At 56.6% G+C, this 12,347-nt stretch carries 9 protein-coding genes; 3 read left to right on the forward strand and 6 right to left on the reverse strand.

Features of this window, described 5'->3' with window-relative positions; genetic code table 11:
- Positions 1–10: 10 nt before the first annotated feature.
- The 3 genes from AB7M26_RS28130 (at position 11) to AB7M26_RS28140 (ending at position 2,894) form a co-directional block, all read left to right on the forward strand.
- The gene (locus AB7M26_RS28130; protein ID WP_429387175.1) at positions 11–616 is read left to right on the forward strand and encodes a pyridoxamine 5'-phosphate oxidase family protein; all 606 of its coding nucleotides are present in this window, start codon (positions 11–13) and stop codon (positions 614–616) included.
- A gap of 291 nt (positions 617–907) precedes the next feature.
- Positions 908–1,966, forward strand: coding sequence for a hypothetical protein (locus AB7M26_RS28135; RefSeq protein ID WP_123501132.1), 1,059 nt, complete (start codon positions 908–910; stop codon positions 1,964–1,966).
- Between the two features lie 238 nt (positions 1,967–2,204).
- A complete protein-coding gene (locus AB7M26_RS28140; RefSeq protein WP_123501130.1) occupies positions 2,205–2,894 on the forward strand; it encodes a dTMP kinase in 690 nt (229 codons plus the stop codon).
- Between the two features lie 43 nt (positions 2,895–2,937).
- Here the strand turns inward: AB7M26_RS28140 and AB7M26_RS28145 are convergent, their stop codons facing one another.
- The 6 genes from AB7M26_RS28145 to hrpA all read right to left on the reverse strand — a co-directional run bounded on the left by AB7M26_RS28145 (position 2,938) and on the right by hrpA (position 12,195).
- The gene (locus tag AB7M26_RS28145; RefSeq protein WP_123501128.1) at positions 2,938–4,062 is read right to left on the reverse strand and encodes a GNAT family N-acetyltransferase; all 1,125 of its coding nucleotides are present in this window, start codon (positions 4,060–4,062) and stop codon (positions 2,938–2,940) included.
- Between the two features lie 148 nt (positions 4,063–4,210).
- Complete coding sequence (locus AB7M26_RS28150) at positions 4,211–5,554, reverse strand: OprO/OprP family phosphate-selective porin (protein WP_123501126.1); 1,344 nt, start codon at positions 5,552–5,554, stop codon at positions 4,211–4,213.
- Between the two features lie 232 nt (positions 5,555–5,786).
- Complete coding sequence (locus tag AB7M26_RS28155; RefSeq protein ID WP_123501124.1) at positions 5,787–6,023, reverse strand: anti-sigma factor family protein; 237 nt, start codon at positions 6,021–6,023, stop codon at positions 5,787–5,789.
- Entirely contained in the window at positions 6,017–6,631 is a 615-nt protein-coding gene (locus AB7M26_RS28160) for an RNA polymerase sigma factor (protein WP_123501122.1), read from the reverse strand. Before AB7M26_RS28160 ends, AB7M26_RS28155 begins: the two co-directional genes overlap by 7 nt.
- Positions 6,632–6,854: 223 nt before the next feature.
- Complete coding sequence (locus tag AB7M26_RS28165) at positions 6,855–7,976, reverse strand: beta-ketoacyl-ACP synthase III (protein ID WP_123501120.1); 1,122 nt, start codon at positions 7,974–7,976, stop codon at positions 6,855–6,857.
- Positions 7,977–8,283: 307 nt separating this feature from the next.
- Positions 8,284–12,195 carry an ATP-dependent RNA helicase HrpA gene (gene hrpA, locus AB7M26_RS28170; protein ID WP_123501118.1) on the reverse strand — a complete coding sequence of 1,304 codons (3,912 nt, stop codon included), beginning with the start codon at positions 12,193–12,195 and terminating at the stop codon, positions 8,284–8,286.
- Positions 12,196–12,347 lie beyond the last annotated feature (152 nt).

Here is a 12,347-nt window from a genome sequence, read left to right on the forward strand (position 1 = left end):
GGGATGAACGATGTTGAATTCAATCGAAGCGCTGGAAGCGATCTACGGCCAGCCCCATGACCGCGCGGTGCGCAAGCAGATCCCGTTTCTGAACGAGGACTATCAAGCGATGGTCCGCGCCTCGCCACTGGTAATTATCAGCTCGGTCGGCCCCGACGGCCTGGACGGTTCGCCGCGTGGCGATACGCCGGGTTTCGTGCGGATTATCGATGAGCGCACGCTGGCGATCCCGGATCGACCGGGCAACAACCGCATCGACACGCTGCGCAATGTCGTGCTCGATTCGCGGGTATCGCTGCTGTTCATCATCCCGGGGATCGGCGAGACACTGCGGGTCAACGGCACAGCGCAGATCAGCGCCGAGCCCGAGTTGCTGGAGAGTTTTGCAGTCAATGGCAAACCGGCACGCACGGTGATGCTGGTGACGGTGCAAGCAGCGTATTTCCACTGCTCGAAAGCGATTGTGCGTTCGGATCTGTGGAACCCGCACAAACACCTCGAACGCTCTGCCCTGCCGACCGCCGGGGCGTTTCACAAGCGCCTGAACGATGGGCAGTTCGATGCCGATGCGTATGACCGGGAAGCACCGGTGAGAGTGCGAGATAGTCTCTACTGACACGACGCCCCCAACTTTACTCCTACAGCCTCTCGGGCTATGAACTGTAGGAGTAATCTTTCAAAGAAAAACAAAGTTGCTTTCCTAGATTGAATACCTGGGCATCAACCCCTGTAAGACACTTCTGATTTTTTTATAAGTATTGACGACCTGCGCATATCGACACTAGGGTTCTGTACATGAGTGCTATTACCTCTGAGCGGTGAGACGAGCCCAGTAAAATACTTGCCACCTATTTTGGAGTGAAGCCTCTCACAACTTACAAAACCATTGCACAGGGAGTAATAGGCAATGACCGCGCTAATAAAAACTTCGCAATCGAAAATATTTGACAATGAAATCTCTATATTAGATGGAAAAATCTCAATCCCAAAAAAATATCTACGCGAAAGAGCTTTTTTAGAAAGCACAAGCATTCTCGTTATTTCAGGTTCTTTAATCGAGGGGATTGGGACCATTCATTCCGATATCGACTGCATTATTCTATGCGATCAACGACCTAAAGCTAACAACATCAAAAACAGCCAACACGCCTTGGTTACAGATATAAACTACCACTACATCACCCAAGATGAAGAGGTTCATAACACAACAGATTTTTACGGTAACACCAGCATCCACATTGATGCTGACTATATAACATTTTCCGAGCTGGAAGATATTATTAAGAAGATCGAGAAAGCATTTGATGAGATCACTTATGATCAGCGTTTCCTCTATGGCCCAGTGTTGTCAAACACTGAAAACAACGTCATTCATAGATCATTAATTGGGCATGCATTGGAGAACGAGGAGAAATTCAATCAATTGAAGTCCGAGATACCTCTGGAGAAACACATTTATGTAGCTCATCGTGAAAAACTTCCCGTATTTTATGCATTCCAGGATGTTCAAGGCTGTTGGCAGTCGGGAAACCTTTGGATGGGTTGTGAGATAGCCCGGGATATGATGCTAAAGACAACAATGAGCTTTACCTACTTAACAGGCACAACAAACAAGCACTACAAGTGGGTTTATTCAAACATGTTCAGAGTTAATGGGTTTGATGAAATTAAAAATAGATTCTTTACCTTGTCCAGACAGGGGGCGGTCACAGAGGCTGAATGCCGATCATACATTCAAGAAACGCTGGAATATATGGACCTGGTATTTCTAGCAATCGAAGAACTGCTAAAAAAATCCAAAATTTACCCATCAACACAAAAGTCTCTTTCCGCACTGGATAAAGAATTCAACAAACGAAAACAAACAAAACACAAAATATCGATGTGCGAGTACTACTTCAGGAAAAAATATTTTGCTGCGGAAGGAACACCCTCTTTAATTAGCCTACTCAAAGAATGGGATTGAGAAGAGCGACTTGCAAACACGGCTAACCTCGACATTTTTCAGGCCTTAACTTTATATTTATGACAAACACGGGCGATCAAACCTCGTAACACTCTAACAGACAGCGACCCTCAGTAGATTTCCTAATGAAGCTTGGAAAGAAAATGTCAGAAATATATCGCAAAGAAGGGTTTCAACCATTAATTGAGGGGAGCGGTAGAAACTCGTTAGATACCGAAGCCTATTTGGGAGGATTTTTATGAATTTTCCAGCTGCGAGGAAAGCTATATTTATCGCATTTGAAGGCACTGACGGCGCAGGAAAATCTACAGTTGCAAGGGCAACATATGACAAGGTTTTTGAGTCCTATTCCGAATTGAATTATATAGATAAAAATCGACCGCCTGTATCATCAGGATATACGGAATTTCATATGTCCCGCATACGTGAAATCCTTTGGGATTACCCGGACAATGCCCCTCTGGACCAATTAGGCGACAGGCATTGGATAAGCTTAATTGCCGCTTGGTTTCAAGCCACAGATTATGCCGCCATCAGACCGTTAATCAACTCTGGAGTTAGTTGCATCGCAGATGGTTGGTACTACAAATACCTGGCACGCTTTTTACTTAAAGACACATACTTGGCTGAAGAGGCATTAGCGATATTTTCAACAATTAGAAAACCTGATGCCGTTATTTTTTTGGATGTCGACCCGGTTCTTGCAGCGAAAAGAAAAGGATCTTTTCGTCTTAGCGAGAGTGGGGCCTATGATGGCGGTAATGAAGATCGAATTAAAAGTTTCATCGCGTATCAAAATCGAGTTCGATCCAGTTATGAACAATGTGGTTTGGCAAATTGGGTAAGGATCGATACGACCGACCTTAGTGAGGAGGCCGTACTCGATAGAGCGGTGAGTGCAGTAAAAAATATATTCAGCAAAACATAGAGCACAGCAGATGAAGGCTGCAATCTTCAGTCATGTGCGAAGATCAGCCTTGCCGGTAAGGCAAGGCAGTCTTCGCCTCTTCCGCATACCCCATGACCCCGACCCGCTCACGTTCAAGGAAGTCTTTCACCGCCGCCTTCAAGCCCGGGTGGCGCAGGTAATGCCAGGAATGGGTGATCACCGGTTCAAAGCCACGAATCAACTTGTGCTCGCCCTGAGCGCCGGCGTCAAAACGCTGAAAGCCGTTGGCAATCGCGTAATCCATGCCTTGATAGAAACAAGTCTCGAAATGCAGACGATCGAACTCCGCGAGGCAGCCCCAGTAACGGCCATAGAAGCTATCGCCACCGACCAGACTGAAGGCCATGGCCACCGGTCGTGAGCCCTGTTTAGCCAACACCACACGGATCGACTCCGGCATGCGCTCGGCCAACAGACTGAAAAACTCCCGCGTCAGGTACGGCGTTTGCCGACGCACCGCGTAGGTATTGGCGTAGCAGGCATACACAAAGTCCCACTGCGCCTGATCCAGTTGCCGTCCTTCCAGCCATTCGAAGTCGATGCCCTGCCCCGCCACTTGCTCACGCTCCTTGCGCATTTGCTTGCGCTTGCGCGAACTGAGGGCGTCGAGGAAGTCCTGAAAATCCCGATAGCCGCGATTCTGCCAGTGGTACTGACAGCCAATGCGCTGCAACCAGCCTGGCTGTTCGGCCAATGCCGCGTCGGTGAATGGATCGGTGAAGTTGATGTGGGCGCTGGAGAGTTTTTCGATTTCCAGATAACCCGGCAGGCTCTGCAGGAGTTCGAAACCGTCCTCGATCGTCGCCGCCAGCAATCGCGGCCCGCTGACCGGGCTGAACGGCACCGCCGTCAACAGTTTGGGGTAGTAGTCGATGCCGGCACGCTCACAGGCTTCGGCCCATGCATGGTCGAACACGTACTCGCCGTAGGAATGCCACTTGCGGTAACTGGGCAGCGCGGCGATCAGGCGATCGCCTTCGACATGCAACAGATGCTCGGGCTGCCAGCCGGAATGCGGGCCGAGGCTGGCGCTGTCTTCCAGCGCGCTCAGAAAGGCATGGCGCAGAAACGGCTGAGTTTCCGGTACCAGCGCGTCCCAGGTATGCGGCGCGATTTCGGACAGACTTTCCAGACGTTGCAGCGGCATCAGTATCCCCGACCATCATTTTCTACAGATGGGAGGAGTATCGCTTATCTGATTGCCTAACCCGAAACAAAAAAACCCCGCCGAAGCGGGGTTAAACGAGAGGAGCTTTAACGGATGAAGAAAGAGCTCTCACAGCGTTTACTGCAATTTAGAACACGTATTGAGCGCGGACCACGAAGCCGTCACCGCTGTCATCACCGGTGCGACGGGCAGGCGTCGTGCCGCTGGCCGCTGTGGCATTGGTCACGTTGTCCGTCTTGGCCTTGAGGTAGGCGCCAGTGATTTTCACCGCTTCGTTGGCGTACCAGTTGACGCCCAGGGTATGCACTTGGGCTTCGGCATCGCCGACATCGCGGGTCAGGCTGGCGGTGGTGATGTTGTCGTCTTCGACGGTCAGGCTGTCGTAACGATAGAACAGCTCCCAGGCGCCGATGGATTTGTTGGCTGGCTTGATCGCGTCGAACTTGCCGACTTTATAGCCACGGGCTTCGCCGGTGAGGGTGTAGGCACCCTGAACGTAGAAACCGTGACCTTTGATGTCTTCACGGCTGCTGTCATCGGCCTTGGTTTTGCGGGCGATGTATTCACCCTGGATCGAGGCCGGGCCCATGGCGAATGCGGCTTCCAGGCCGTAAGCGTCGTCACGGTCATAGGAGCCGGCCGGTGACGAGGAACTGCCGCCCAGCACTGGTCGGTTACCGTTGGTGCCGGCATCGTTGCCGCCGAGGGTTTCTACGCCACGCATGCCCATGCGGGTGCGATAACGCGAATCGAAAGCCGTGTCGGAGACATCACGGGAAGCCACGTTCACACCGAAGTGCAGCACGTTGCCGGCGTCATGCATCGGCGCGAAGACAAAACGGCCGTTGGCCTGTTTAACGCTGTTGCCATCGGTATCGTCGGTGTCTTTGCTGAACACGCCGGCGGAAGCGTAGAACGAATCAGCGAAGGTGCTGGAGGCTTGCAGGCCCAGACCATTCTGGTGGCTGTTCGCCCAATCGACCATGTCGTACGCCATGTTGCGTTCTGGCGCAGTGACCCACTTCGAGCTGGTGGCTTTTTCCAGGCCGAAGTCCGGGTCGAAACGACCGACTTTGATCGAGACCGGTTTGAAGCCGTTGTAGGCCAACGACGCTTCGTCGAAGTAACCGTTATCGGAATCACCGCTGTTGTGGGAGAAGTCGTAGTTGATGGTGTAAGCCCAATCGGTGTACAGCACACCAGACAGTTCCAGGAAGCCACGACGGATGTAGGCCGCGTCAGCGGTATCGCCGTTTCGGGTGTAGACACCATCGAACTGGCTGTAGTCAGCCTGCAAGCGACCGCCGAGTTTGAAGCTGAATTCTTTATCGGTGGTGGCGACTTCGAGGCCGCCCTTGGTTTTGACTACGATATCGGCGCCGTCAGTGGTGACGGTGCCAGCGAAAGCCTGGGCGGTTACTGCCATGGCCAATGCGCTGGCGGCAAAACCGGCGAAGTGCTTACGGATCATCGAAGAGTTCCCCTAATTGGTGGTCTGTAGCTTGGAAACACGCGGGTCTGGCCCGCTTGTGTTGGGAGGGAATCTTGGAGGCGGGGTATTTCAGCCGGGTTGCTGATAGATAAAGATTTTATGACAGGGGAACTTTTTTACTTCGAATCGAAATAACAGAAAAGCAGCGCCAAGGGATGAGCTGCAAGCCGCAAGCTAGAGCGGCTGAAGGGGTGTGTTACGGACGGGGAAACTACGGTTTGTTCTTCAGATGTTCGTTGGCAAGCCGTTCAGCCAGCGCATCCAGATCAGGTACAGGCGGCTCGGGCATCACTTTCAAGGTGGCCTGCATCAACCGCATCTGCCGAATGAACCGTCGGCAATTGGGGCAAAACATCAAATGATGTCGCATCATCAGTCGTTCTCGAAAACTCAGTTGGCCATCGAGATAATCACTGGAGCGCGCCACTTGTTCCTTGCAGGTCAACATTCGCCGGTTTCCTCAAAATGCTCCACGGTCGCAAAGACCTTCAACCGTGCCCGATGCAGCAGCACACGAACATTGGAGAGCGAGATCTCCAGAAGATTACAGATCTCCTCCAACTCCAGCCCCTGTCGCTCACGCAACAGCAAAACACTGCTTTGCAGTTCCGACAGGCTGAGCAGCGTGTGCTCCAGACATTCGCGCAACTCGTTTTCGGTCAACAGGGCCTCTGGCGTGTCCTGATGCCAAGCGTACGGCGCCACCAGCCAATGTCCATCCGTCGATGAAAAACGATCGTCATCGAGGGTGCCGTGAGGCGACGGCAGGTCATCGAGCAGCACTTCCCGGCGGTTTTGCTTGTAGCGGCTCTTGGCCGTGTTGGCGGTGATGGTCAGCAGCCAGGTCTTGAGGCTCGAACGCCCCTCGAACCCGCCGAGATTGCGCACCACCGACAGCCAGGCATCCTGTACCACCTCGTCGACGTGTCGGTTGCCGACAATGGCATAGGCCACCGCGCGCATGGCGCTCTGGTAGGTGCTGACCAGTTCCTTGAAAGCCCTCTGCTCGCCCGCCAACAGGCGTTCGAGCAATAAGGTGTCGTCAGCTGCGGCCATGCAAACCTCGTTTCAGAACCATCGATGTTCCAGCATCAGACAACATTGTGGCGAGGGGGGGTGCCCCCGTTGGGTGGCGAAGCCGCCCCAAAATCAGCCAGCGCGGACCATTTCAGGCAAACCGCGATAATGGGTTTACGACTGCTTCGCAGCCGAACGGGGCGATGCGGCGTTCCGACAAGCCCCCCCGCCACAACAGCCCTCTCACCACAATCAGGCGCACTCAGCGCTTGCGCAGAATCACGCTACCGATCGAGTAGCCGGCGCCGAACGAGCTGAGTACCGCCAGCGAACCGCTGACCAGATCGTCCTGATTCTTGTGAAACGAAATCACCGAACCGGCAGAGCTGGTGTTGGCATAGGTGTCGAGAATCACCGGGGCTTCTTCTTCGGTGGCTTCGCGGCCCAGCAGCTTCTTGACGATCAGGTGGTTCATGCTGAGGTTGGCCTGGTGCAGCCAGAAGCGCTTCACGTCGCTGACGTTGAGCTGGTTTTCTTGCAGGTGCGTGGCGATCAGCTCGGCGACCATCGGGCAGACATCGCGGAACACCTTGCGGCCTTCCTGGACGAACAGTTTGTCGGGGGCACCGATGCCCTCTTCCGCAGCGCGGTTGAGGAAGCCGAAGTTGTTGCGGATGTTGTTGGAGAACTTGGTCAGCAGTTTGGTGCTGACCACGTCGAACTGGTACTTGGACGTCGCCAGATCCGCACGTTCGATGATCACTGCGGTGGCGGCGTCGCCGAAGATGAAGTGGCTGTCGCGGTCGCGGAAATTCAGGTGACCGGTACAGACTTCCGGGTTGACCATCAGGATCGCCCGGGCCTGGCCCAGTTGCACGCTGTTGGCCGCTGCCTGGATGCCGAAGGTCGCCGAGGAACAGGCGACGTTCATGTCGAAACCGAAACCCTGGATGCCCAGCGCTTCCTGGACTTCGATGGCGATGGCCGGGTAGGCACGTTGCAGGTTGGAGCAGGCGACGATCACACCGTCGATGTCAGCGGCGGTCTTGCCGGCACGCTGCAAGGCTTGTTCGGCCGCACCGATGGCCATCTGGCAAAGCACCGACCACTCGTCGTTGGAACGTTCTGGCAGGCGTGGTGCCATGCGCTGCGGATCGAGAATGCCGTCCTTGTCCATGACAAAGCGGCTTTTGATGCCGGACGCTTTTTCGATAAACGCCGCGTTGGATTCGGTCAATGCCTCGACTTCGCCGCGCGCGATGGCGTCGGCGTTGTCGGCGTTGAACTGCGCGACGTAAGCGTTGAAAGACTGCACCAGCTCTTCATTGGAAATGCTGTTGGCCGGGGTGTACAGGCCGGTGCCGCTGATGACGACGTTATGCATGGTCGTTTCTCTAATCTGTTCAGGCAGAAAGCGCTGGCACCGACGTACCAACACACAAAGGGTCTATTCCAGGCTCCGGACGCAAACCTGGCATCGCTTTATTCCGATCCGCCCGGGCCCGTGGAGGCTCAAAACCGCGGGGCTGGCGTTTATAGGCGCGAAGTTTGCCATAAACGCTGGCTTTTGGCGCCTTTTGCAAGAGCAAACGCAAACCTGTGGGAGCGGGCTTGCCCGCGATGAGGCCATCACATTTAACATTTATGTTGAACGGCAGGCCGCCATCGCGGGCAAGCCCGCTCCCACAAGGTTATGGTTCGACCTGGCTCCATTGCTTGTTCAGGCGCTTGTCGGAGATCGGCACCTTGGTCCCCAATTGCTGCGCGAACAGCGAAACCCGGTATTCCTCCAGCCACCAGCGATAGAGTTCCAGTTGCGGATCGCGTTTGCCTTCCTGGGCGTGTTTGTTGGCGCGGGTCTGGTATTGGGCCCAGAGGCCGGACAATTCGCCGCTCCAGACCCGGTCTTTCTGCACCTGAGCGCCGAGTTTTTCGAAACGTTGCTCGACGGCCTTGAGGTAACGCGGCAGCTCCTTGAGCCACGGCATCGGCGTTTCGCGCACGAACCCCGGATACACCAGATGGCTGAGCTGCTGTTTGATGTCGTTCAAGGCCACAGCTTGCGCCAGGTCGATCTTGCCCTTGAAGCGTTTTTGCAGGCCGTGCCACAGCTTGAGAATCTCCAGCGTCAGCTTGGCCAACCGTTCGGCGTGCTCGGTCCAGCCTCCGCGCTTGCGTTCGGCCAGCGACGCCAGCCCGGCGCCATCCCGTGGCAATGGGTCTTCGCCCTCGAGAATGCAGCTGTCGAGACTGGCCAGCAGAATGTCTTCCACCAGGCTGTCGACTCGCCCCATGTCGCGGTACATCAGGCCCAACTCGGTCAGCCCCGGCAACTTGCTGCGCAGGAACTTTGCCGGTTCCGCCAATTGCTGCATCAGCAAACGCTGCAAGGCCCGGCGATGCTGGAACTCGGCTTCGGCCGGAGTCGAGAATCGACCTTCCTTGACAGTCCCGCCCTCTTCCACCAGCGCCGGATACACCGTCATCGATAGCCCGGCGATTTTCTGCTGGGTTTTCTCGGCCACGGCGGCAAAGACTTTTGGCTCCACCGGTTGTTGGCTCTTCGCCGTTTGCGGCACCGCCAACGCAGCCTGACTGGCCTCGGCAAAGCGTGCGGTCAGCTCGGCCAAGTCACGGCCTTCGCCGAGGAACTTGCCCTGACCGTCGACGATTTCCAGGTTCATCCGTAAATGGCTTTCAACCTGTTGCGAGGCTTCGGCCCAGGCTTCATCGCTGACCCGCGCGCCGGTCATGCGCAGCAACTCGCGGCCCAACGCCTGAGGCAACGAGCCCTCGGCAAATGTGATGCGCTGCAACGCGGCTTTGACGAAGTCCGGCACCGGCACGAAATTCTTGCGCAACGCTTTAGGCAGGTTGCGCACCAGCGCAATGCACTTAGCCTCGATCACGCCCGGCACCAGCCATTCCAGTCGTTCCGACGGCAGCATCGGCAACAACGGTGCCGGCACGCGCAAGGTCACGCCGTCGCGAGGATGGTTGGGTTCAAAGTGATAACTCAGCGCCAGTTCCAGATCACCGATGTGCAGGGTGTCCGGGTAATGCGCGGCGGTGACTTCACTGGCTTCGCGGGCCAGCACGTCTTCTTCGCGCATGATCAGCAGCTGCGGGTCTTTCTGACTGTTGACCCGGTACCAACTGTCGAAGGTCGCGGTCTGGTGAATCTCTGCTGGCAGTCGCGCATCGTAGAAGGCGAACAAGGTTTCTTCGTCGGCGAGGATGTCGCGGCGGCGCGCCTTGGCTTCCAGTTCATCCAACTGTTCCAGCAATTTCTGGTTGGCCGTCAGACATTTGGCTTTGGATTGAATCTCGCCGCGCACCAGACCTTCGCGAATAAAAAATTCACGAGACACCACCGGATCGATCGGCCCGTAATGCACCGGCCGGCGCCCGACCACGATCAGCCCGAACAGGGTGATTTGCTCGAAGGCCACGACCTGACCGCGCTTCTTCTCCCAATGGGGTTCGAAGTGGTTTTTCTTGATCAGGTGCCCGGCCAGCGGCTCGATCCAGTCGGCGTCGATCTTGGCGACCATCCGCGCGTAGAGTTTGGTGGTTTCCACCAGTTCGGCGGTCATCAGCCATTGCGGACGCTTCTTGCCAAGGCCCGACGACGGGTGAATCCAGAAGCGCCGCTGACGGGCACCGAGGTAATCGCCTTCATCGGTTTTCTGACCGATCTGGCTGAGCAGCCCCGAGAGCACGGCTTTGTGCAGTTTCGGGTAATCCGCCGGCTCTTTGTTGAGGCTCAACTGCATGTCGCGGCAGATCAGACTCAACTGCCGATGGGAGTCGCGCCACTCGCGCAGACGCAGGTAATTCAGGAAGTTCTTGCGGCACCAATTGCGCAGCGGGCTGGCGGTCAAGGCCTGGCGTTGCTCTTCAAAACCACGCCACAGATTAACCAGCCCGGCGAAGTCCGAGTCCACGTCTTTCCACTGCGCGTGGGCCTGATCGGCGGCTTGCTGACGCTCCGGCGGACGCTCGCGCGGGTCCTGAATCGACATGGCACTGGCGACGATCAGCACTTCCTGCAAGCTGCCAAGTTTCGCCGCTTCCAGCAGCATGCGGCCCATGCGCGGGTCCACCGGCAACCGCGCCAGTTGGCGACCGAGTGGCGTCAGCTGACTGTTGCGATCCACCGCCGAGAGTTCTTGAAGCAGGTTGAAACCGTCGCTGATCGCCTTGCCATCTGGCGGCTCGATAAACGGGAAATCGGTGATCTCGCCGAGGCGCAGATGAAGCATCTGCAGAATCACCGCCGCGAGGTTAGTACGCAGGATTTCCGGGTCGGTAAATTCCGGCCGACCGATGAAATCTTCTTCGCTGTAGAGGCGGATGCAAATACCCGGTTCGACCCGCCCGCAACGACCTTTACGCTGGTTGGCGCTGGCCTGGGAAATCGCTTCGATGGGCAGGCGCTGCACCTTGGCGCGGTAGCTGTAACGGCTGATGCGCGCGGTGCCGCTGTCGATCACGTAACGAATGCCCGGCACCGTCAGCGAGGTTTCGGCGACGTTGGTCGCCAGTACCACGCGACGTCCAGGGTGAGACTGGAAAATCCGCTGCTGCTCGGCCGGCGACAGCCGCGCGTACAACGGCAGAATCTCGGTGTGTTTGAGCTGGGCCTTGCGCAGCATGTCGGCCGCATCGCGAATCTCGCGCTCGCCGGGCAGGAACACCAGCACATCGCCCGGGCTCTTGCGCTCGCTGCGTTCGAACGCGGCAATCTCGTCGAGGGTGACGAGAATCGCCTGATCCACGGTCAGGTCATCCTCGACGCGGTTGCCCTCCTCATCCTGCTCCTGGGTCAGCGGGCGGTACCAGGTTTCCACCGGGAAGGTACGACCGGAGACCTCGACGATTGGTGCATCATCGAAATGCTTGGAGAAACGCTCCAGGTCGATGGTGGCCGAGGTGATGATGACTTTCAGGTCCGGACGACGCGGCAGCAGGGTTTTCAGGTAACCGAGCAGGAAGTCGATGTTCAGGCTGCGTTCGTGGGCTTCGTCGACGATGATCGTGTCGTAGCGTTCGAGGTAGCGGTCGTTCTGGGTTTCCGCCAGCAGGATGCCGTCGGTCATCAGTTTGATCAGGGTGTTGGCATCGCTCTGATCCTCGAACCGCACCTGATAGCCGACCAACGCGCCCAACGGCGTCGCCAATTCTTCAGCGACCCGGCTCGCCACACTGCGGGCGGCGATTCGACGGGGCTGGGTGTGGCCGATCAGGCCGTGCTGGCCGCGACCGATTTCCAGGCAGATTTTCGGCAACTGGGTGGTTTTACCCGACCCGGTTTCGCCGGCAATGATCAGCACCTGATGCTTGAGCAGCGCCGCTTTGATTTCGTCGCGCTTGGCGGCGATTGGCAGGCTGTCATCGTAACGAATCACCGGCAGGCTGGCGCGCCGCGCCAACACCTGATCGCAGGACGCCTGCGTGCGCGTCACCCACTGGGCCAGCTTGGCCTCGTCAGGTTTCTTGCGCAGCTCCAGCAACTGCCGCCGCAGCCGGTGGCGGTCGGCGAGCATGGCGTGATCGAGGTTTTTCAGCAGTTTGTCGATTGAAGGCGATTCGTCAGTCATCAGGTACGCAAAAGTCGTCTAGTGGCGCAGGGGGCGGATTGTCGCAGATTTAGGGGACGGAGTGACGCGCTTTTGTGGCGAGGGAGCTTGCTCCCGCTCGGCTGCGAAGCAGTCGTAATCCTGTCATCGCGGCTTGCCTGAAGCTTCGAGAT

This window comes from Pseudomonas sp. F-14 TE3482, assembly GCF_053629455.1.

Coding starts and splice junctions, on each gene's coding strand:
- AB7M26_RS28130 (WP_429387175.1), top strand. CDS start 11: ATGTTGAATTCAATCGAAGCGCTGGAAGCGATCTACGGCCAGCCCCAT.
- AB7M26_RS28135 (WP_123501132.1), top strand. CDS start 908: ATGACCGCGCTAATAAAAACTTCGCAATCGAAAATATTTGACAATGAA.
- AB7M26_RS28140 (WP_123501130.1), top strand. CDS start 2,205: ATGAATTTTCCAGCTGCGAGGAAAGCTATATTTATCGCATTTGAAGGC.
- AB7M26_RS28145 (WP_123501128.1), bottom strand. CDS start 4,062: ATGCCGCTGCAACGTCTGGAAAGTCTGTCCGAAATCGCGCCGCATACC.
- AB7M26_RS28150 (WP_123501126.1), bottom strand. CDS start 5,554: ATGATCCGTAAGCACTTCGCCGGTTTTGCCGCCAGCGCATTGGCCATG.
- AB7M26_RS28155 (WP_123501124.1), bottom strand. CDS start 6,023: ATGTTGACCTGCAAGGAACAAGTGGCGCGCTCCAGTGATTATCTCGAT.
- AB7M26_RS28160 (WP_123501122.1), bottom strand. CDS start 6,631: ATGGCCGCAGCTGACGACACCTTATTGCTCGAACGCCTGTTGGCGGGC.
- AB7M26_RS28165 (WP_123501120.1), bottom strand. CDS start 7,976: ATGCATAACGTCGTCATCAGCGGCACCGGCCTGTACACCCCGGCCAAC.
- hrpA (WP_123501118.1), bottom strand. CDS start 12,195: ATGACTGACGAATCGCCTTCAATCGACAAACTGCTGAAAAACCTCGAT.